This is a genomic window from Patiriisocius marinus (assembly GCF_008974325.1).
Taxonomy (GTDB): Bacteria; Bacteroidota; Bacteroidia; order Flavobacteriales; family Flavobacteriaceae; genus Patiriisocius; species Patiriisocius marinus.
The window spans coordinates 371,065-393,295 of the sequence record NZ_BKCG01000001.1; the positions used below are offsets into that span (position 1 = coordinate 371,065).

Consider the following 22,231-nt stretch of genomic DNA (forward strand, 5'->3'; position numbering starts at 1 on the left):
CCAAGCATTTGTTAACAGTACAGTAGGTGTTATTTTTTTAAGCTACTTTCATTCAAAATACCATCAATGAAACTTTTAAAAATATCAATAACAATATTAATTGTGGCAGTTACTTTACAAAGTTGTAACTTATTATCTGCCGCAGGCATCATTAGCCAAGGACAACCGGTAAAACAGGTTGAAGGCACTCTTACCTCAACTACTGCAAATAGCGCTGTAAATGTAGATCACAGCCTTTGGAACAGTCTTCTTAAAAAACATGTAAAAAACAACGGTTTAGTTTCATATAATGGGTTTAAAAAAGACAAGACTACCTTAGATAGTTATTTAGACCAATTAGCTAATTTAGACCCTTCAAATAAATGGAGCGTCCAGGAATTACTGGCATACTACATTAATTTATACAATGCAGAAACGGTTAAGTTAATTGTTGAAAATTACCCCACTAAAAGCATTAAAAATATAAAAGGGGCTTGGACGGAAGGAAGAGTAACAATTGGTAATCGCGAATTATCCTTAGGAGGAATTGAAAACGGAATTCTTAGAAAAATGAACGAACCTCGAATACATTTTGCTATTAATTGTGCCTCGATATCTTGTCCTAAATTATTAAATGAAGCTTACACTGCGGCCAAAATTAATGAACAATTAGAAAAGGTAACTGTAGATTTCATTAATGGAAACAAGAATGACATCAATGCCACAAACCCTAAAATATCATCCATTTTTAAATTCTATCCAAAAGATTTTAAAATAGATGGAGCGCAAAATATTGCAGAATATATTAATAAATACAGTAGCGTTAAAATAAATAACGATGCTACTTTAAATTATAAAGAGTACAATTGGAACTTAAATGAGCAATAGTTTTCAAACTATTGAAAACCTAACAAAGCCAATTTTCGTAAGTTTACCATATATGTTAAGTGTAATCATCCCCGTACTAAATGAAGCAGAAAATATTATATCTGTGCTCAGTCATTTAACTGAAAGCAGCTCTATTGAAACTACTTCAGAAATCATACTAGTTGATGGTGGTAGTGAAGATAACACAGTACAACTTGCATTAGATTTTTCTGAAAGAACTCCATTTTCAATATTCGTTATTTCTTCGGAAAAAGGGCGAGCAAAACAAATGAATTCAGGTTTTAGAAAGTCAACGGGAAGTATTTTATATTTTCTGCACGCAGATTCGTATCCTCCTAAAAATTTTGATGCATTAATTATCAATGAAGTTAAAAAAGGAAATCCCGCTGGCTGTTTTAAAATGAAATTTGACAGTGATCATTGGTGGCTACAATTAGCAAGTTGGTTTACAAAATTTTCTTGGCGTGCCTGCCGTGGAGGAGATCAAAGTCAGTTTATTACTCGCGAACTATTTGAGGAAATAGGTGGTTTCGACGAAACTTTCATTATTTATGAGGATAACATTCTTATTAACGAATTATACAAACGAAACAAATTTGTGGTAATTCAGGAATGGATAGGTTCATCTGCTAGAATGTACCAAGACAAAGGAGTTTGGTTTGTTCAATATCATTTTTATATAATTTATTTAAAAAAATGGTTTGGAGCGGACGCTAATGAATTGTATGCTTACTATCTAAAACATATTAAGGATTGTCGAGTTGCTAAAATTTCAGCAGAAAAAGCTACACTTTCAAAAAAAGCTTTTGCAGACGAGTAACTAATCATTATTCACTTTACTATTAACAATTTGCAAGTAAAACTTTAATATTTCCTAAACACAATTGTGTTTTAATTGATTGTAATTTAGAGGAAACTAAAAAACCAACATCATGCAAAACATATTTGAAGCCATTCGTGCAGATCACGATATCCAAAGAGACTTATTAGACAAAGCTTTAGAAACTTCTGGGAAATCAAGTGAAAGAAAAGAAATCTGGGACAAACTCAAAGTTGAATTAAAAGGCCACGAAACTGCCGAAGAACGTAACTTTTACAAACAATTGATTGATAACGATATGATGGTAGAACATACGCGTCACGGCATTGCAGAACACCACGAAATTGACGAATTGATTGAAAAAGTTGATGAATCTGATATGGATAGTAGCGCTTGGCTAGCACATATGAAAGCACTTGACCATCAGGTACGCCACCATTTAGAAGATGAAGAAAAAGCTTTTTTTCAATTGGCGGGTAAAGTTTTTAACGAGAAACAAAAAACAGATCTCGCAAAAGCATACAACGCTGAAATGGAAGCACAAAGAAAGGAAATGAGATAAGAAAAATAAGTTTTCAGTACGGCACTTTTAGGTTTAATAAAACTTAAAGGTGCTTTTTTCATATTCTAAAAATATTGCCCTATTCCTATCACAAAACCCTGAGTTGCATTTTGCGTAACGCCAATACCGTAGTCGACTCTAAAAATTGTATTAAATATTTTTTTATGGATAAACCGAAGTCCAGCTCCAGGATAAACCCTCAAATTTTGATTGTCGCTAAAATCACCAAAATCACCACCAGGGTTTCTCCAACTTCCACCATCAACAAAAGCATTACCTTGTAATACAAACCAACCTTTTTCGAAAAGTGTATGGCGGTATTCTGTGTTTAAAACAATTGCTGCAGTACCACGATCTATGGTGTTCCCTACTCCTCTAATATTTAAATTATTATCAACAGCAAATGGAGCAAATGGACTATCATTATTAGTAGCAATACCAAGTCGCAATCTACTTGCCCAGTTTCCCTTTTTACCTACACGCTTGTAATACACAAAATCATTAAATCCTATTAAAAATTCAGGCAAAGTATCATCTCGACTAGTAACATATTGAAAGTTTAGTATACTCTTAAAACCTGCTACATAATGATAAAAACTGCTTACGTTATTGTACTCATAAATTAGCTTATAAAGCAACTTTTTAACTTCTAGATTTTGAGGAACATCTGCACTAGTAGCACCACTTTTATACTCATAGTTTTCTGTAAAATAATTGATGCCAGCTTCTACTCTATTAGTAAAATTAAATTGATACAAGCTTAAAAGTTCATAGGATTCATTATTGTACTTATAATCTGCCGTACCACTTTCTAAAAATACAGGTTCCGATGTTGTTAAATTTTGATAATTGAGCGCCAAACCGGTTTTCTTATTAATCAGGTAAGGTGCTCTAAAATTAACCCCATAACTGTTATAGATATCTCGTTGATAATATCCTCCAAAAATAATATTTCTCCCTAATCCATTAAATTCATAAAGGCCTAATCTATATGCAAATTCATCATCATCTGTAGTATAAATATTCGCAGATGGAATGATGGTAAAATTCTCTTCAACGCCATACACCACTTTAACTGACCCATCTTCCTTAGCCTGAACTTGAAAATACGCATGCGCTATTGCAGGTAACCGTTTTAATCTTGAAATATCTTGTTCTAGTTGAAGCGAATCTAATTTTGTTGCTTCATTGACTTGTGTGATTTTTCTAATAAAACTCGCCTTTGTTTTTTTGTTTCCTTGGATAACAATTTCTGAAATTTGCTGACTCCAAGCACTTGAAGTAATAATAAAAAGTAGGATGTGGAGAACATTTTTCACAAGCACTTAGTAGCACAAATGAAGTATTCCTAACAAAAAAAAGGTATAAATACTTTTAAGGACAATTTATTTAAAATCTTAAATTATTTAGAATAAAGACTAAAATACCTTTTCAATTCTTCCTCTACAGGTTTATTTTGAGGCGTAAACTGATTGTTTTCAGCACCACCAACTTTATCGTGCTCTATAAACCATTTCCAAATAAATCCACCTTTAAACCAAGATTCAGGATATAACTCTTCAATTAGCGCTTTAGTCAAATTGGTTTGTGCTTCCATATTTATTCCCGGCATAGAGCGATCACTTTTCCAAGGTTCTTTACCTGCAAAATCTACACTTCGATATCCATATTCAGTAAATACAATTGGTCTCTCATGTATTGTTGAAACTTCAAACAATTCTTTTTTCCAGTTTTGCCATCCTTTTTTTGCTTCTTCAACTGAAGGTGTTTTACTTTCCGAAATTGGAAAATAGGCGTCAACGCCTATGTAATCAAGTTCTTTCCAGAAAGGCACGCGTTTATATTCATCCCAGTTTGCAGCATAGGTTAACTTTCCTTTATACACTTTTTTAACTTCTGAAATAAGCGTTGACCAATATTCAGGTCTGTGGTTTATAAATTGTTCTAACTCAGTTCCAATACAGAAAATTTCGGCATTTACTTCCTGCGCAGCTTCAGCATATGTAAGTATAAATGCTGTATATGAATCTTCAAGTTGTTTCCACTTTTCTTCAGAATCCATTTTTAAATAACCGGTAAACTCACCTCTCCAAATCCATATTTGAGGTTTTACCATTACTGAAATATTTTGTTTTTGAAGCATGCGTGCATATTGCATAATACCTGCTTTAGTCTCACCAAACCATTGCCTATCTGTATTATGCATTATTTCTGGAGTTTCTAAATCTTTTATAAACCCAAAAGGCATAACGGTTGCATAATTTGCATTAATTCGTTTAACAGCAACCACGTGTTCTTCTGCAGCTTCAATTCCAGCAGCAACAAAACTCACCGCATTTATTTTAGATTGCTGTGCATCGCAACTTGCTAATAACACAAAAGCAAATAATAGGAGTATCATGTTTTTCATAAGCTATAAAAGGATGCTAATTTTTTGATTTAAAGATAGGAAGTTAATCTAAGATATTATGCAGAAAACCTTTCAGCTCATTAAAAGCTGAAAGGTTTCATAAATCATTCTGGTAATTAATGCGTTTTATTAGTTGATAATCGCTCTCAATCCTAAACTAAAAGTTTCTCCAAGCCCTTGAAAACTTTCACCTCTAATAAACTTTCCGTACGATGCTTCAACGTTTAAAACATCAGTTAATTGATACTTACCTCCTAAACCTAATTGTGTATAGTTTTGAGAAAAATTGTTTCCTAAATCTATTAAAAAAGCTTGTTGCGCATTTACAAAAACAGTCGATTTACTTGTTGGAAAATAACTTAAAAAAGCACTTACTGGTAAAAACAAACTCTCATTTGCAAAACGTTCGCTTACGTTTTCAGTCAATGGATTTGCATCAATAGCATCTTCCCCAAAGTTGTATCCTAAATCTGCTTCAGTAAATATTTGCCATTTGTCTCCGCCAAAAGTTTTATCGTAGAAAAATTTAGTTTCCCAAAAAAAACTACGCTTATCTAAATAAGGAGCATTTGCAACATCCTCAAATAGTGGAATAAATAACGAACTTGTTATAGAGAAATTTGAAATGCTTGCAAAAGGCTGCACTCTAATTGAAGGCGCAACTGTTGTCAAACCACTTCGTGAGTCTGTGGTATTGTCATTAAATGATAATGCATCAAAAGTACTACCGCCAAAGTTATTTGCTCTAACTTGAAAAATAAGTCCCACATTGATACGACGATTTTCACTAACTCCTGTATAGACCTCCGTAGTATTTGTAAAAAACGTTTCTCTTGGAATATCTACGCGATTAGAACCTTCATCTGTACGTTCTGTTTGTGTATAAATACTATTAAAAAATTTAATATCCCATTGTCCTTTTTTCAATAGTTTAGAAGGTGTAAACTCTTGCACATTGCTTAATTCTGTATCTGAATCTTCTTGTGCTATAATAGATAAAAATGGTGCTAATAGAATAGCAAAAAGCAATGTAAATTTTAAATTTTTCATAGAATATAATTTTAGTTTTAGGTTGTGCTTCACTTGTCAACTAAGCAATAATGGGCTTAGCTGACATAGGAAGACTTAAAATGAATTAGTGATTTATTGTAAAATGGTTATTGAATGTAGCCTGAGTATTATTTAGCGTTTAATCTCCAGTCGTAAGTATAATAAGTGACTTTTGCTCCTGCATCAATTTTATTAGTTCGATACTTATTTAGATAATCCACTTCGTTTCCATCACGTACAAAATCTTCTTTGTACCATTTGAAGATTTCAGAAATGGCTACTTTTTTACCTGAAGCTTTTATAAATGAGTCGTTATTTAAAGCTTTTACCGTTTGCTGTTCTAATTGCTTTTCTAATGTTGAAGGGTTATACGCTTCGGCAATTAATGGAGGGCATCCTTTTGCACCGCAAACTAACACAAAATGAAAACGAGCATCTTTAAATTTTGCACGCAACATCTTATTTTCAATATCATTTAATGTAATTTTTTGTCCTGCTATCTCATAAGTAGTCTTGTCGAAAAAGCCTTTTTTATCAAGCGGTGAACTTATTGGAAACTCATTTACAATTCCTTTAATCACCGAAATATTATAAGCATTAATCCAAAACGATTGAAACTCAGTCACATTTTTTTCTGAAACTTTAATTCCTTGTGCCTGTTGCATCAATTTATTTAATGCCTCAGGATGAGCAACTATTCCCTTATAATCTACTTTACCGTTTGACACATATAACTTAAAAAAAGTATTGGCATCATTAAAAAATGTTTCAGTGGATTGTGCGTATATTATTGATTGGCTTGTTGTAAAAAGCAATGTTAGTACTAGAAGTATTTTTTTCATAATAATATTTTATAGATGCAAGTTGAGTCATTCAAATTTCAGCTTACTTACAACACACATTCTTAAAAATTTCAAAATCCCTTTAAACTATAGGCTTCCGAAGCCAAAAAAAAATTTTAATAATAAAAACCACACTCTTTTTGTAAAGTTTGTAACTTGAAATACGACTCAGTGTAGAACTTACCAATACAGTACCCGACTCTTCGGGCAATTAATATGAAGCATATTGTTATTATAGGAAATGGAATTGCTGGTGTTACAGCCGCAAGACATATTCGTAAATTATCAGATAATAAAATCACAATTATTTCTGCAGAAACAGATCATTTCTTCTCTCGTACCGCACTTATGTATGTGTATATGGGACATATGAAATATGAACACACAAAACCATATGAGGATTACTTCTGGAAGAAAAACCGTATTGATTTAAAACGTGCTTATATTAAACAAGTACTTACAGAAAACAAAACACTAGTCACTTCAGAAGGTGAAAAAATGGCCTATGACTCTTTAATTATTGCAACGGGCTCTAAACCAAATAAATTTGGATGGCCTGGACAAGATCTTAAAGGAGTACAAGGATTATATTCATATCAGGATTTAGAAAAACTAGAAGCAAATGCTCCAGATAAAGAAACTTGTAATAGAGCTGTAATTGTAGGTGGAGGATTAATAGGAATTGAGATGGCAGAAATGCTTCGCTCTCGAAATATCCCAGTTACATTTTTAGTTCGTGAAGACAGTTTTTGGAATGGCGTTTTGCCAGCTGGAGAAAGTGGTTTAATCAACAAACATATACTTGACCATCACATAGATTTACGATTAGGAACTAATTTAAAAGAAATTATTAGTGACGAAAATGGCCGAGCGAAAGCAGTAGTTATTGCTGAAACTGGAGAAGAATTACCATGTAATGTAGTTGGACTAACTGCTGGAGTTTCACCAAATATTGACTTTCTAAAAGAAAGTGGTATTGAATTAGGTAGAGGTGTAAAAGTGAATCGTTTTTTAGAGACAAACATTAAAGATGTATATGCTATTGGTGATTGTGCTGAGCAGCACGAACCTATAGGCATGCGCCGCCCTATAGAAGCAGTTTGGTACACAGGTAGAATGATGGGCGAAACACTGGCTCAAACTATCTGCGGAAATAGAATTGAATATAAACCTGGACATTGGTTTAACAGCGCTAAGTTTCTAGACATTGAATACCAGACCTATGGTTGGGTTTTCAGCGAACGTAGCAAAAGTGAGCAAGAGGTACATTTTCACTGGATGCATCCAGAGGAAGACAAATGTATTACGGTAGCGTATGAAAAAGATTCAAAGCTATTTTTAGGTATCAACACTTTTGGAATTAGAATGCGTCACGAAAATTTTGACAAATGGCTGACCGAAAAACGCAATGTCGATTATGTAATAAAGCATCTACCCGAAGCCAATTTTGACCCAGAATTCTATAAGCAATTTGAAAATCAAATTTTAGCTGCATACAATAATCAACTACAAACCGTTTAATCCCTCTATAATGAATTCAAAGACAAACGAAAGCATGTCACTTGCTAAACCAAATGCACAGGACATTTCAACAAAGAAAAAAGTAGCATTAGGGATTGGTTTTACAGGCTTATTTATTTTAGTCCTAGCACTAGCAAATGTAAATTTGCCCAATAACGGAATATTTTTAGCATTATCATTAGGACTAATTATAGCAGGAGTCGTTATTTACGCTAGAGATGAATACCTCACAAAACTTGAAGGAATAAAAAATGATGAAGCTTGGTTTAAATCAATTTCATCGCGCGGAACTTGGGGTTGGGTTTTAGGAGTTGTACTCACCTTATTTTATATTGTGCTATATTTTTTCGCTGAATTACTAGGACTTGGTACTGATGGCGAACCAAACACCGGACTTATTGCACTTTTCGATCCATTAAGTCAATTATTAAGCGGCAGAAATGCTAGCCAATGGTTTGTTTACGGAACTTTATATACAGTAGCAATTGTAGCTTTTGGCTATAAGTTTATGCTTAAGTATCGCCACAATAGATACCAACAACTTCGCACAGCATCTGTGATGTTTTTCCAGATGGCATTTGCATTTTTGATTCCTGAATTTATGTATCGTTTAAACTCAGATGTTCCTTATAACGATATTAAAAATATGTGGCCATTAAACTATTATGCTTTTGACCAATGGCGCGTGGATCAGTTTATAAACTCTGGGACAATAGGGATGGCATTTCTAATATTTGGAATTCTATCAATCTTTGTAATTTCTCCTTTTCTAACATACAAATATGGTAAAAGGTGGTATTGCTCTTGGGTGTGTGGTTGCGGTGGACTTGCTGAAACTGCTGGTGATCCTTTTAGACATTTATCGTCTAAAAAAATGTCAGCTTGGAAATTAGAACGCTGGTTAATCCACACGGTACTTGTGTTTTCAGTAGTGATGACAACAGCCGTCATTTATACATATTTAGGATATGACGCTGAAAAGTACTGGTTCAATAAAGACAATTTCTTAATATTTGTTGGAGGTTTTCTAACACTTGTATTTGTTGTAATTATGGTTTTTAAACGCCACGAATTAGGAAAAGATGCACGTTATGGAGCCATAGGCTATGCCCTTGTAATAGTTTCATTAATAGCAATGCATTATACAGGAACAACAAACGAAGTATTTTACCTTCCAGCCAGCGGAATGCGCTCAGCTTATGGCTTTTATATTGGATCCATTTTCTCTGGTGTTATTGGAACAGGTTTTTACCCAATTCTAGGAAACAGAGCTTGGTGTCGTTTTGGTTGCCCAATGGCAGCAGTATTAGGGTTTCAACAACGTATGTTTTCTAAATTCAGAATTACTACAAATGGTGGTCAATGTATTTCGTGTGGTAACTGTTCTAACAGTTGCGAAATGGGAATTGACGTTAGAGCCTATGCCCAAAAAGGTGAAAACATTGTTCGTAGTTCTTGCGTAGGTTGTGGAGTATGTTCTGCCGTTTGCCCACGTGGAGTTCTTAAACTAGAAAACGGCTCATTAGAAGGACGTATCAATCCTACAGATGTATTATTAGGAAACGATGTAGACTTAATGAAATTAATGAACGCAGATAAATAAAGTCAATTATTTACCACTACTTTTTAGTAGCAAATTTAAATCTCTCAGGTGATTAAAACTTGAGAGATTTTTTTTTGTTTTAAAAGTTAGTTCTAAAACATGTGTGCGTCTAATACCCTATGTCAATTAAAATGCATTTAGTTTTTATATTCTTGTTTTTCTTCGGAAATACGCAATTGGGTTTTTCTTCGGAAATATTAACGGTTGAAAAAACGTACATAAAAGAATATGATACCAACGGAAGGTTAAAAGCTGAAGGTTGGAAATCAATGGACATTAAAATAGATTATTGGACTTTTTATCATCAAAATGGACAGGTCTTATCTAAAGGGCATTTCAGCAATAATCAAAAGCACGGTTATTGGTATTTCTATAATGATGAAGGACAATTACTAAAAGAAGGGCATTTTGAAAATGGTAGTGCAGAAAAATGGTGGATTTTTTACGATATTGCGACAAACAACAAAAGCAAGTTTCAATTTAAGAACAATCAAAAAAACGGATTTGCACTACGTTACAATAAAAACAAACTTGTGAAAGCTGAAGAATATCAAAATGGGCAAAAAATAGATGAATGGACTTCATTGATTGCATTTAGACTAGATAACCCAACCATTTCATTACGATGAGCCATACCATAAATGTAATTATCCCTGCTTATAATGAAGCAGGTTCTATAGGTCATGTTATTAAAGACATTCCAAGTATTGTTGATGAAATTATTGTGGTTAGCAATAACTCTACAGATGCTACTGAGGAAGTAGCAAAAGCAGCTGGAGCAACTGTTTTAAAAGAATCTAGAAAAGGCTACGGTTATGCTTGCCTTGAAGGTATGCGCTATGTTGCAACAAAGCAAAAACTTCCAGATATTATTGTATTTCTTGACGGAGACTATAGTGATTACCCAGAACAGCTAACTGAACTAGTAGCTCCTATTATTGAAAATAATATCGATTTTGTTATTGGAGCAAGAGTTACATCGTTAAGAGAAGATGGAGCTATGACGGTTCCTCAAAAATTTGGGAACTGGTTAGCAACTACATTAATGTCATTATTTTTCAGATCTACATTTACAGATTTAGGTCCGTTTAGAGCTATTAAATATAGTAAATTATTGGCTTTACAAATGGAAGACAAAACCTACGGATGGACAGTAGAAATGCAATTAAAGGCCTTAAAAAAGAAGTACACATACGTGGAAATCCCAATGAAATATAGGAACCGAATAGGTGTCTCTAAAGTTTCGGGTACCGTAAAAGGTGCTATCTTTGCTGGCATTAAAATATTAAGTTGGATTTTTAAATATTCCTTTAAAAAATGATTTGGCAAACCATCATCATGGTAATTTATTCAGTTTCGCTATTGCTCATATTAATGTATGCATTAGCGCAACTAAATCTACTTTTCAATTATCTCAGCTCAAAGAAAAAAAAAGGCGTTTGCGACAAATTTGATTTTTCAAATCCAGATGAAATTCCAGTAGTAACCATACAACTTCCAGTGTATAATGAGTTATACGTTATGGATCGTTTATTGGAGAATATTGCTCTATTGGACTATCCTTCAGATAAGTTAGAAATACAAGTTTTAGATGATTCTACAGATGAATCACTTGCTACAACAGCAGCACATATTAAAAAATTAAATGCAACAGGTCTAGACATAAAACATATTACACGAACTGATAGATCTGGTTTTAAAGCAGGAGCTCTTAAAGAAGGTTTAAAAGTAGCAAAAGGTGAATTTATCGCCATTTTTGATGCTGATTTCCTTCCACAAAAAAATTGGCTTTATAGCACGATTCCTTATTTTAAGGATGCAGAAATAGGTGTTGTACAAACTAGGTGGGGACACATTAACAAAGATTACTCGCTACTTACTAAAGTACAGGCTTTTGCTTTAGATGCGCATTTTACATTAGAACAAGTAGGTAGAAATAGTAAAGGACATTTCATTAATTTTAATGGAACAGCTGGCGTATGGAGAAAAGAGTGTATTATCGATGCTGGTAACTGGGAAGGTGATACTCTAACTGAAGATCTTGATTTAAGTTATCGTGCACAATTAAAAAACTGGAAATTTAAATATCTTGAAGATGTAGAGACTCCAGCCGAGTTACCTGTAGTGATTAGTGCTGCACGTTCACAACAATTTAGATGGAACAAAGGTGGAGCAGAGAACTTTCAGAAAATGGCGAGACGCGTTCTTGCAAGCGATTCTGTTTCTAAAAAAACTAAAATACATAGTTTACTTCATTTACTGAACAGCACCATGTTTTTAAACATTTTTCTGGTTGCCATTTTAAGTATCCCAATGTTGTATATTAAAAATGAATATGAGCATTTAAAATCTTACTTTTTAGTAATGAGTTTCTTTGTTCTAAGCACCGTAATTTTCTTTATCTGTTATTGGTACACCTATAAGAGTATTTACGGAGGAGGTTTCAAACAATTTATACGCTATATAGGAATGTTTTTCACATTCTTCTCAGTTGCAATGGGCTTTTCATTGCATAATACTATAGCAGTTATTGAAGGTCATATAGGAAAGAAAAGTGAATTTGTACGCACACCTAAATTCAATATTAGTACTATAAAAGACAAATGGCAGGGCAATAAATACTTAAAGAAAAACATTTCTACTAATGTAATTTTTGAAGGAATGTTGATGTTGTATTTCGCCTTTGGAATGTACTCAGCATTTGTAGTTGGTGACCAAGGAGGAGATTTTGGTTTGTTTCCATTTCACCTAATGTTATTTATAGGATTTGGATTCGTGTTCTTTAAAAGCCTAACAAGTAAAGCTTAATAACTTTGTAGTGATATTTTAAACTGTTGTGGAGTCATAAATTCTAGCTTTTTAAACTGTCTATTAAAATAACTCACATTATTGAATCCTGATTTATAAGCTATTTCAGAAATAAGCATTTTCTTATTTCGTTTCATTAGCTTTTTAGCAAACTTTATTTTTTCAGAATTAATAAAATCAATTGGAGAAATACCTAAGGTGTTTTTAAACTTTTTATGAAAACTAGAAGTACTCATATAAGCCTTTTCAGCAAGTAAATCAATATTAATATTTTTATCGGTTAGATTTTCTCTTATAAACTTAACCACATAACCTATACGCGTATCACTAAACATTTGCAAATCGTTTAATATAGTTTGCTTAGCTTTAGTTTGTAAAAGACGTACTATCAGTTCTTGTATCATTAAATCTAACAAAACATCTTTAGACATTGTGTTCTTAGTGAAAGTATCCACTAGCCTTTCAATTAAATAGTTTACTTCTATTTGGTTTGTTAAGTGAGAAGCAAGCCCTTCTTCTAAAGTCCAAACCTCTTTCTCATCATTTAATGATATTTTCTCATTAAACCTATAAGCAACTTCGTGTATTTTTTCAGGATCTATACCAAGTGCTAAACATTGTGTGGGTGCTTCTAATGTTGCAACTGGAAAATCAATTACCATCTCTTGATGGGCAGGCATAACAACAGACTCACCCGGTAAAAAATCGAATGGTGACATTTCATTTAAATGCATAACTTTTTTTCCCGTAAGCATACTTGCTATTACAGGAAAGTCGAACGTAAGCGAGACTTCATCAGCAACTTTATGGGTTTCAAAGATGTTAAGTTCAGAATATGCAGCGTTATAGGTTGTTCTATTTTCAACCAGCGTGTATATTTTTCGAGTGGATTTATGTCTAGAAAGTAAGTTGCTCATAACCAATAATACAAAATTTATCGCTCCCTCAATTGAGTTGAGAGATTTGTGTTATATATCTACAGAATTGTTCAAACAAATACATTATTAATAATATAGTTTTATGATTATTAAATATACATCAAAATAATCATTAAATATTTATCATTATGAGCACTACAGAAACTGCTACAGGAAAAAACATAGCTAAACCAAAATTTAAAGACCAATACGATAATTTTATAGGAGGTAAATGGGTCGCACCTACTAAAGGAGAATACTTTAATAGTATTTCGCCTGTAGATGGAAATACCTTTACAAAAATTGCACGTTCAACTAAAGAAGATATTGACCTGGCTGTAAAAGCTGCTTGGGAAGCTGCTCCTCAATGGAACAACACCTCAGCCACAGAACGTAGTAATGTTTTATTAAAAATTGCTGATATCATCGAACAAAACATCGATGTTTTAGCAAGAGCTGAAACTTGGGATAACGGAAAACCGCTAAGAGAAACACTAAATGCTGATCTTCCATTAGCAGTAGACCATTTTAGATATTTTGCAGGAGTAATTAGAGGTGAAGAAGGTGGAGCAAGTGAACTTGATGAAAACACGCTTTCATTAAATATTTGGGAACCGCTTGGAGTTGTTGGTCAAATTATTCCTTGGAACTTCCCATTGTTGATGGCAACTTGGAAATTAGCACCAGCACTAGCTGCAGGTAATTGTGTAGTCTTAAAACCTGCAGAGCAAACTCCAGTAGGTGTCATGATACTTGCCGAATTAATAAAAGATGTAATACCAGATGGGGTTTTAAATGTTGTAAACGGTTTTGGTGTTGAAGCTGGAAAACCCCTTGCATCCCACCCAGATATTAATAAAATTGCTTTTACTGGTGAGACTACAACGGGGCAACTTATCATGCAATATGCTTCAAAAAACATTATTCCTGTAACCTTAGAATTAGGAGGTAAATCTCCAAACATATTCTTTAAAAGCGTAATGGATGCAGACGATGATTTCTTTGACAAAGCAATTGAAGGTGCTGTTATGTTTGCTTTTAACCAAGGAGAAGTATGTACAAGTCCCTCTCGTATTTTAGTGGAAGAAAGTATCTACGATGCCTTTATGGAACGTGTAATAGAAAGAACTAAAGCAATCAAAATAGGACATCCATTAGACTTAGATACAATGCTTGGAGCACAAGCATCTAACGATCAATTTGAAAAAATATTAAGCTATATAAAAATAGGAAAAGAAGAAGGTTGTGAAGTTTTAGCTGGTGGTGAGGCTGCTTATAATGAAGGGCTTGAAGGAGGATATTATATTCAACCAACAATCTTAAAAGGAAATAACAAAATGAGAGTATTTCAAGAAGAAATTTTTGGACCTGTGGTTTGTGTTACTACTTTTAAAGATGAAGCCGAAGCTGTCGAAATTGCAAACGATACGCTTTATGGACTTGGTGCTGGAGTTTGGACTCGCGATACACACCAAGCTTACCAAATTGCTAGAAAAGTACAAGCTGGTCGTGTTTGGGTTAATAACTACCATGCATACCCTGCTCACGCTCCTTTTGGAGGATATAAAAAATCTGGTATTGGTCGCGAAAACCATAAAATGATGCTAGATCATTACAGACAAACTAAAAACATGCTTATCTCTTACGATAAGAAAAAACTAGGTTTCTTTTAGAATTTAACCTTAACTAAAGGGCTGGACACACCTGTATTCAGCCCTTTTAAAATATATGTATGAAAAAATCTAGAGTAGAAATAACACCTAAAGCAGCTAATATTGTTACGCAAATGATAGCGCAACATGGCGAATTGATATTTCATCAAAGTGGTGGATGCTGTGATGGCTCTTCCCCTATGCTTTTACCAAAAGACGACTTCTATTTAGACGAAAGCGATATACTATTAAACATCATTGCTTCCATCCCTTTTTATATGAATATCGATCAATATCACTATTGGAAACATACTCACTTAACGGTAGATATCATTGAAGGAAGAGGTTCTAGCTTTTCAGTAGAAATTCCATTAGGTCTTCGGTTTATTATTCATTCTAGGTTATTAACCGAAGAAGAAAACACTTATTTCAACAATTTAGAAAAAGCGACTTTGGGTATTGATTAAAAAGTAACCTTAACCGTATTAATTTCACCATCTCTTTTAAAGGTAACAATTGTCGATTGTCCTACGTCAAATGTAGCGAGTGCTTTCATATAACTCATCATATCTGGCGTATCTAAATCGCCTAATTTTATAACAGTGTCTCCTTTTTGCATTCCTGCTTTTTGCGCAGCCTTTTCTTCACTCACACCATCTATGCGCATTCCTTCACCACTATATAAATAATCTGGCACTACCCCTAAGGCAACTTTAAATGCAGGAACTTCTTCACTTTCATTTTTAGTTTTTCTGAAAGCTAACTTCCCAGCACCATCAAGATCACTCACAATATTTAATATATATGCCGAAATTTTCTCCATTCCTTCATAGTTCAATTTATCTGAATCATCACCTGGTTTATGATAATCACTATGCTGTCCTGTAAAAAAGTGAAGTACAGGAATATCAGCTAAATAAAAAGATGTATGATCACTTGGTCCTACACCACTTTCGTGTTCGCTAATACTTAAACCTTGGTCATTATTTGCAAATAACGTTTGCTTAAATCTTGGTGAAGTTCCCACTCCATATACAGCAACTACTTTTTCTTCATTTAATCTCCCTACCATATCCATATTAATCATATAGCTTACTTTCTTAGTATCTATCGTTGGGTTTTTAACAAAGTAATTAGACCCCAAAAGCCCTATTTCTTCTCCTGAAAAAGCAATGAAAAGGTAATTTGAATTAGCAGACTGTTCAGCCTTTAGCGTTTTGGCAAGAGCCAAAAGTATCGCAACACCACTTGCATTATCATCTGCTCCATTGTGTATAGAAGTATCATCATCTCTGTATAAAGATCCCTCACCACCAGTACCTAAATGATCATAATGCGCTCCAATTACTACAGTATTTTCTGCATTATTATTTATATAGCCAATAACATTTACACCCGTAACAGCTCCATCTTCCGTAAGGTTTGTAAACTCAGCTTGCTCATGTGGATTTGAACTTTTCTTAAAAGTAAATGCCTGTGTATAAACACCAGCATCTCCTTTAGGTTCTAAACCTATAGCAACCATTCTGTCCTCTATATATTTTGCTGCCATCAGTTCACCTTCCGTTCCCGTTTGGCGTCCTCCCATTGCATCATCTGCAAGTGCAACGACATCTTCTTTCATTGAAACCGTTTTTATTGGTTCATTTTTACAAGAAATTACAACAAGTGCAATTAATAGTGTTACATATCCACGCATATCATTATTTTTGCGCAAAACTACTTTAAAAATGAGAATTCTAATAGCCCTAGTATTTATTTCTGTTTTAGCAAGTTGCAAAAATGAAGTGAAGGAAACTTCTGCTGAAATATCAAACAACGAAACAACAGCTACAAAAAACAGAGAAGCGCTACTTGACACTGTTACTAACGACACAATTATCTATCCTGAAGAACGTCACTTTAAGAACATACGCCAAGTAACTTTTGGTGGAGATAATGCAGAAGCTTACTGGAGTTTTGATGATAAGCAATTGGTTTTTCAATCTAATTATAAAGATTGGGGTGTTGATTGTGATCAAATGTTTTTAATGAATGCCAATGAAAATTTTAATGGTACACAACCACCTATGATTTCAACAGGAAAAGGGCGAACAACTTGCGCCTACTTTTTACCAGATAATAAACATTTTGTTTACGGAAGCACACATCTTGTTGATGCTAATTGCCCAGAAGTTCCATTACGAAAAAACGGAAATTACGTATGGCCTGTTTATGATAGCTTTGACATTTTTGTTGCAGATCTTGAAGGTAATATAACAGCACAACTAACAAATGAACCTGGTTATGACGCTGAAGCTACAGTATCGCCAAAAGGAGATAAAATAGTTTTTACCTCAACAAGAAGTGGTGACCTTGAGCTTTACACAATGAATATTGACGGAAGCGATGTAAAGCAAATTACCAACGAATTAGGATATGACGGTGGCGCATTTTTCTCACCTGACGGAACTAAATTGATCTTCCGTTCATCTCGACCAAAAACTGAAGCTGAAATTAAAAAATATAAAGACCTTCTTGCTGATGGTTTAGTAGAACCTACAGATATGGAACTTTACATTTGTGATGCTGACGGAAGCAACCTAAAGCAACTAACCAACTTAGGAAATGCAAACTGGAGTCCATTTTTTCATCCTAGCGGTGATAAAATACTTTTCAGCAGTAACCATGAAGCTGTAAGAGGATTTCCATTTAACTTATACTTAATTGATCTTGACGGAAAAAATCTTGAACGTGTAACGCACGGAGAAACATTTGATGCATTCCCAGTATTTAGTAACGATGGAAAGTATTTAGCTTTCTCTTCGAACCGAAATAATGGCGGCGGAAGAGACACAAATCTTTTTATTGCAGAATGGCAAGATTAAATTGAGTTGCAACTATTAGTAAGGTTAATTGTAATGTTCCATTAAAGTTTAGACTAATTTGTGAATATTTAAACAACGGTCGAGCGCAGTCGAGACTATTACAAATCGTAATTCAATTATTTCAGGACTGCAATTAACAATTTCTAAGTCTTGAACATTACAAAACAATATATAAATAACACTGTCCCTATTATTGGGACTGTTATTTTATATCTATTATTTGCCTACAACCTAGAACGAAGTGATTTTTTAAATCTGCTGTTACTTTACTCAGGATTGTTTTACGCTGCTTGGCAAATAATTAATGCTACAAATTTTAGCTTTTGGACTATTGCAGGAATAGGCATTTTACTTAGAGTTTTATTTCTACCAGCTATCCCTAATTTAAGTCAGGATTTTTATCGTTTTTTATGGGATGGACGATTACTAATTCAAGGAGTGAACCCTTATATTATTACGCCTTCTGTTTTTTTTACAGATCTTCCTAGTGCTCTTGAAATTACTTCAGGCAAAACAGTTTTACAAGCCAAAGAGCTATTTCTAGGAATGGGCGAACTTAATGCCAGTCATTATAGTAATTACCCTCCTATTAACCAACTCTGTTTCGCAATTGCAGCACTATTTGCAAAGGGTACTATTTTGGGGTCTGTGATTGTGTTAAGAATATTAATTATTGCTGCAGACATAGGTGTTCTCTATTTTGGGAAGAAACTTCTTGAAAAACTCAACCTACCAGTTAGAAACATCTTTTGGTATTTCTTAAATCCGTTTATACTAATTGAACTTACAGGTAATCTTCATTTTGAAGGAGTGATGTTATTTTTTGTTGTTTGGTCATTGTATTTACTTCATCAAAAAAAGTGGTTTTGGGCAGCAGTACTTTTAGGGATATCGGTTTCAGTTAAATTGTTACCCTTATTGTTTTTGCCTTTGTTCTTTAAATGGTTTTTCAAAAAAGAGGGTTCGGCTTTATATAATGTAACCTCATCATTTAAATTCTACGTGGTTGTATTAGGAACTGTAGTACTCACATTTACACCATTTATGTCAAGTGATTTTATTTCAAACTTTACAGCAACTATTGGTTTATGGTTTCAAAATTTTGAATTTAATGCTAGTGTATATTATGTGATTAGGTGGGTTGGTTTTCAAACTATAGGCTGGAATATTATAGGTACTGTTGGAAAAATTCTTCCTATAATTGTAATTGCTTATTTGGTAATTTCAGCTTTTTTAAGACCCCTCAACTCCACTCAGGATAATTCCATTAGCCGTACACAACATTTAATTACAGCAATACTTCTAGGAGTTTCGTTCTACTTTTTACTTTCAACAACAGTACACCCTTGGTATGTTGCAACGCCTTTAATACTGTCAGTTTTTACGCGCTATAAATTCCCAATTGTTTGGAGCTTTATGGTTTTGTTTAGTTACTCCGCTTATGGTGCAGCTGGTTTTAGTGAAAACTTAGGGTTAGTTGCTATGGAATATATAGTAGTAATTAGCGTAGCTATTTACGAACTAAGCACAAAAAAACCTCTTCCATTTTTAACAACAAAAGAGGTTTAAATTACTTTTAGAATATTTTATTGATAAACATATCTATTACTTCAATAACAATAAGTATGATAATAATCCACTCGAGCATACTGCTTTCTCTGTGATTCCAAATATCTTTAAACAGCTCTAAATTCTCTTTAATAATTGTTATTCTATCTTGAATATTTCGATAGCGATTTTTTAAATCAAAGGTCTGTTTTAACTCGATATCTAATTTTGCTAATTGCTCATCTTGCCAAGTTGCTTCCGGTGAATCAAAAATATATAGGTTTTCGTAAATACTGTTTTTAATATTTAGTGTTCTCCCTATATACTTTTTAAGCTTTGAACTCGAAATATTTAATTTCCCTCGCAGCTCAAGCGACTTAGTATGTACACTCGCTTCTTCTAGCAATTGCTCTGTAATATCTGAATAACGATCAAGTGCTACAGATTGCGAAGTATGAAGCATTATTAACCGTATCATCTCATCATTCATTGTAGGGATAACTACCTTATCAAAGCTTACTTTCTGAATATTCTCTTTTACTGAAACGTCAATATCTTCAGAGAGATCTCCTTCAACATTACCCTTTATGAATGGACTTAACTGACTTTCAATATTTAAAATTTCAGAAGAAGAAACATTGAAATAACTAATGATTCCAAATTGAAATACATAGACATATTTTTTTTCTGAAATTTTATAGAACAATTCATCGCTATCACTAAAGAGCAATGATCCGGTTAAACTTTTACGAGCTAACCGGATATTGATGTGTTGCGCAATCTGGTGTGATTGAACTTTATACATTACATATCTAATAAATAAGCAAATATCAATGGCGCGACAATAGTTGCATCACTTTCAATGATAAACTTAGGTGTGTTGATATCTAATTTACCCCAAGTAATTTTCTCGTTTGGTACTGCACCTGAGTAACTACCGTAGCTTGTTGTTGAGTCAGATATTTGACAGAAATAACTCCAAAAAGGCGTATCAGTACGTTCCATATCTTGATACAACATAGGCACTACACAAATAGGGAAATCTCCTGCAATACCTCCACCAATCTGGAAGAAACCAATACCATTTTCACTATTGTTCGTGTACCAATCTGCAAGGAATGTCATATACTCAATACCGCTTTTCATAGTAGAAGCTTGTAACTCTCCTTTTAAAACGTAGCTTGCAAAAATATTCCCCATAGTACTGTCTTCCCAACCTGGGCAAATAATAGGTAGGTTTTTTTCTGCTGCAGCATACATCCACGAGTCTTTAATATCAATTTCGTAGTACTGTTCAAGCACGCCACTTAATAACAACTTGTACATATATTCATGCGGTAAATAACGTTCACCTTTAGCTTCCGCATCCATCCATATTTTTACAATATGTTCTTGGATTCTACGGAAAGCCTCTTCTTCTGGAATACACGTATCAGTTACACGGTTTAGTCCTTTCTCTAATAAATCCCACTCATCTTGAGGTGTTAAATCGCGATAGTTAGGAACACGCTTGTAGTGACTGTGTGCCACTAAATTCATAATATCTTCTTCTAGGTTCGCACCTGTACAAGAAATGATTTGGACTTTATCTTGACGAATCATTTCGGCAAAAATCTTTCCTATTTCAGCAGTACTCATAGCACCTGCTAATGACACTAACATTTTAGAACCTTTGTTTAATTGGTCCTCATACCCTTTAGCAGCATCAACTAATGCAGCTGCATTAAAGTGTAAATAGTACTTTTCTATAAAATTTGAAATCGCTCCTTTATTACTCATCGTCGTTGTCTTTAAATTTTGAAACTTTGTTTTTGTCTGAAACATTACTTTCAAACTCGTCATCCTCTTCCTGCCCAGCAAACTTATAACTTAGCATTTTGTAGTACAATTTAGCTGCTAAGAAATCGCTAGATTTATCTTCTTCGCGAGGCATTAATTCAACTATATCAAAACCTACTACGTTTTTCTCTTCAAACACTTGCTTTAAAAACGCTAGTGTTTCGTACCAGAATAATCCTCCTGGTTCTGGAGTTCCTGTTGATGGCATTATTGAAGGATCGAAAGCATCTAAATCGAAAGTGATAAACACGTTATTTCCTAACGCTTCAATAACATTATCAATCCAATACTCATCGTTTACCATATCGTGTGCAAACCACGTTTTCTCAGGATCCATTACCGTTGTTTCTGCAACGTCCATTGAACGAATACCCACTTGTATCAAGTTAGTTGTTTGGCTAGCCTCATAGACTGCACAAGCGTGATTACATGCTGTACCTTCGTACTCTTTACGTAAATCTGCGTGCGCATCAATATGTAACACTGTTAAATCGTCAAAACATTCATTAAATGCACGAATAGTACCTATAGAAATACTGTGTTCTCCACCAAATACAGTTACAAACTTGTTACGCAAAATCATTTCTTTAGTTTGCGCGTGTACTGCCGCTACCATTGCTTCTGGTGAGCTATTTTCAGTAATTGGGTCTAATAGACAGATCCCTTGTTTGTAAACTTCGGTTTCTGTTTCTATGTCATAAAGCTCCATGTTTTCTGAAGCGTGTAAAAAAGCCTCTGGGCCTTTATCTGCTCCTTTCTGAAATGTGCTTGTTCCATCATACGGTACTGGTATTAAAACAATTTTTGCTGTTTCTAATGCAGCGTTTTCTTTTGGAATGCCTGCGTACGTTTTTGAGTTCATTTTAATTATTTGTTACTTAATTTTACTGTTGTGTTAGTAGTATTTATTTTGAAATTTTTCAAT

At 33.8% G+C, this 22,231-nt stretch carries 21 protein-coding genes; 12 read left to right on the forward strand and 9 right to left on the reverse strand.

Annotated features, from left to right (window positions below; genetic code table 11):
• The first annotated feature begins 66 nt into the window (after positions 1–66).
• The 3 genes from GBH57_RS01655 (at position 67) to GBH57_RS01665 (ending at position 2,249) form a co-directional block, all read left to right on the forward strand.
• Positions 67–867 carry a DUF547 domain-containing protein gene (locus GBH57_RS01655; RefSeq protein ID WP_151672313.1) on the forward strand — a complete coding sequence of 267 codons (801 nt, stop codon included), beginning with the start codon at positions 67–69 and terminating at the stop codon, positions 865–867.
• 52 nt (positions 868–919) lie between these two features.
• Complete coding sequence (locus GBH57_RS01660) at positions 920–1,687, forward strand: TIGR04283 family arsenosugar biosynthesis glycosyltransferase (protein ID WP_151672954.1); 768 nt, start codon at positions 920–922, stop codon at positions 1,685–1,687.
• 112 nt (positions 1,688–1,799) lie between these two features.
• Positions 1,800–2,249, forward strand: a complete 450-nt coding sequence (locus tag GBH57_RS01665; RefSeq protein WP_151672314.1) for a hemerythrin domain-containing protein — start codon at positions 1,800–1,802, stop codon at positions 2,247–2,249.
• Between the two features lie 65 nt (positions 2,250–2,314).
• Here GBH57_RS01665 and GBH57_RS01670 read toward each other — a convergent pair whose 3' ends face one another.
• The 4 genes from GBH57_RS01670 to GBH57_RS01685 all read right to left on the reverse strand — a co-directional run bounded on the left by GBH57_RS01670 (position 2,315) and on the right by GBH57_RS01685 (position 6,551).
• Positions 2,315–3,568 carry a POTRA domain-containing protein gene (locus tag GBH57_RS01670; RefSeq protein ID WP_235904628.1) on the reverse strand — a complete coding sequence of 418 codons (1,254 nt, stop codon included), beginning with the start codon at positions 3,566–3,568 and terminating at the stop codon, positions 2,315–2,317.
• A gap of 83 nt (positions 3,569–3,651) precedes the next feature.
• Positions 3,652–4,650 (reverse strand): glycoside hydrolase family 113, encoded by a 999-nt coding sequence (locus GBH57_RS01675; protein ID WP_306424011.1) that lies wholly within the window; start codon positions 4,648–4,650, stop codon positions 3,652–3,654.
• 138 nt (positions 4,651–4,788) lie between these two features.
• A complete protein-coding gene (locus tag GBH57_RS01680; RefSeq protein WP_151672317.1) occupies positions 4,789–5,709 on the reverse strand; it encodes a hypothetical protein in 921 nt (306 codons plus the stop codon).
• A gap of 128 nt (positions 5,710–5,837) precedes the next feature.
• The gene (locus tag GBH57_RS01685) at positions 5,838–6,551 is read right to left on the reverse strand and encodes a DUF547 domain-containing protein (RefSeq protein ID WP_151672318.1); all 714 of its coding nucleotides are present in this window, start codon (positions 6,549–6,551) and stop codon (positions 5,838–5,840) included.
• A gap of 216 nt (positions 6,552–6,767) precedes the next feature.
• Here GBH57_RS01685 and GBH57_RS01690 point away from each other — a divergent pair, with 216 nt between their 5' ends.
• The 5 genes from GBH57_RS01690 to GBH57_RS01710 all read left to right on the forward strand — a co-directional run bounded on the left by GBH57_RS01690 (position 6,768) and on the right by GBH57_RS01710 (position 12,483).
• Positions 6,768–8,072 (forward strand): NAD(P)/FAD-dependent oxidoreductase, encoded by a 1,305-nt coding sequence (locus tag GBH57_RS01690; RefSeq protein ID WP_151672319.1) that lies wholly within the window; start codon positions 6,768–6,770, stop codon positions 8,070–8,072.
• Between the two features lie 10 nt (positions 8,073–8,082).
• The gene (locus GBH57_RS01695; RefSeq protein WP_151672320.1) at positions 8,083–9,675 is read left to right on the forward strand and encodes a 4Fe-4S binding protein; all 1,593 of its coding nucleotides are present in this window, start codon (positions 8,083–8,085) and stop codon (positions 9,673–9,675) included.
• A 119-nt stretch (positions 9,676–9,794) separates the two neighbouring features.
• Positions 9,795–10,304 (forward strand): toxin-antitoxin system YwqK family antitoxin, encoded by a 510-nt coding sequence (locus GBH57_RS01700; protein ID WP_151672321.1) that lies wholly within the window; start codon positions 9,795–9,797, stop codon positions 10,302–10,304.
• On the forward strand, positions 10,301–10,996 hold the full coding sequence (locus tag GBH57_RS01705; protein ID WP_151672322.1) for a glycosyltransferase family 2 protein: 696 nt from the start codon (positions 10,301–10,303) through the stop codon (positions 10,994–10,996). The genes GBH57_RS01700 and GBH57_RS01705 overlap by 4 nt, the downstream gene beginning before the upstream one ends.
• Positions 10,993–12,483, forward strand: coding sequence for a cellulose synthase family protein (locus GBH57_RS01710; protein ID WP_151672323.1), 1,491 nt, complete (start codon positions 10,993–10,995; stop codon positions 12,481–12,483). The genes GBH57_RS01705 and GBH57_RS01710 overlap by 4 nt, the downstream gene beginning before the upstream one ends.
• On the opposite strand, the gene GBH57_RS01715 is transcribed toward GBH57_RS01710, so the two are convergent.
• Complete coding sequence (locus GBH57_RS01715; RefSeq protein WP_151672324.1) at positions 12,480–13,400, reverse strand: AraC family transcriptional regulator; 921 nt, start codon at positions 13,398–13,400, stop codon at positions 12,480–12,482. The two genes, GBH57_RS01710 and GBH57_RS01715, sit on opposite strands and share 4 nt — an antisense overlap.
• Before the next feature lie 149 nt (positions 13,401–13,549).
• Here GBH57_RS01715 and GBH57_RS01720 point away from each other — a divergent pair, with 149 nt between their 5' ends.
• Positions 13,550–15,073: an aldehyde dehydrogenase family protein gene (locus tag GBH57_RS01720; RefSeq protein WP_151672325.1), complete on the forward strand. Its 1,524-nt coding sequence runs from the start codon at positions 13,550–13,552 to the stop codon at positions 15,071–15,073.
• 59 nt (positions 15,074–15,132) lie between these two features.
• Positions 15,133–15,519, forward strand: coding sequence for a DUF779 domain-containing protein (locus GBH57_RS01725; RefSeq protein ID WP_151672326.1), 387 nt, complete (start codon positions 15,133–15,135; stop codon positions 15,517–15,519).
• Here GBH57_RS01725 and GBH57_RS01730 read toward each other — a convergent pair.
• Positions 15,516–16,751 (reverse strand): M20/M25/M40 family metallo-hydrolase, encoded by a 1,236-nt coding sequence (locus GBH57_RS01730; protein WP_151672327.1) that lies wholly within the window; start codon positions 16,749–16,751, stop codon positions 15,516–15,518. The two genes, GBH57_RS01725 and GBH57_RS01730, sit on opposite strands and share 4 nt — an antisense overlap.
• Before the next feature lie 31 nt (positions 16,752–16,782).
• Between GBH57_RS01730 and GBH57_RS01735 the strand changes: the two genes are divergently transcribed.
• Together GBH57_RS01735 and GBH57_RS01740 are read left to right on the forward strand one after the other, a co-directional pair.
• Complete coding sequence (locus tag GBH57_RS01735) at positions 16,783–17,919, forward strand: TolB family protein (RefSeq protein ID WP_151672328.1); 1,137 nt, start codon at positions 16,783–16,785, stop codon at positions 17,917–17,919.
• Between the two features lie 150 nt (positions 17,920–18,069).
• Positions 18,070–19,488, forward strand: a complete 1,419-nt coding sequence (locus GBH57_RS01740) for an MptA/MptB family glycosyltransferase (protein WP_235904629.1) — start codon at positions 18,070–18,072, stop codon at positions 19,486–19,488.
• 7 nt (positions 19,489–19,495) lie between these two features.
• Here GBH57_RS01740 and GBH57_RS01745 read toward each other — a convergent pair whose 3' ends face one another.
• The 3 genes from GBH57_RS01745 to speB are packed head-to-tail and all read right to left on the reverse strand — an operon-like array spanning position 19,496 to position 22,168.
• On the reverse strand, positions 19,496–20,272 hold the full coding sequence (locus GBH57_RS01745; protein ID WP_151672329.1) for an RMD1 family protein: 777 nt from the start codon (positions 20,270–20,272) through the stop codon (positions 19,496–19,498).
• On the reverse strand, positions 20,272–21,246 hold the full coding sequence (locus GBH57_RS01750; RefSeq protein WP_151672330.1) for a deoxyhypusine synthase family protein: 975 nt from the start codon (positions 21,244–21,246) through the stop codon (positions 20,272–20,274). Before GBH57_RS01750 ends, GBH57_RS01745 begins: the two co-directional genes overlap by 1 nt.
• Entirely contained in the window at positions 21,239–22,168 is a 930-nt protein-coding gene (gene speB / locus GBH57_RS01755; protein WP_151672331.1) for an agmatinase, read from the reverse strand. Before speB ends, GBH57_RS01750 begins: the two co-directional genes overlap by 8 nt.
• Positions 22,169–22,231: the final 63 nt, after the last annotated feature.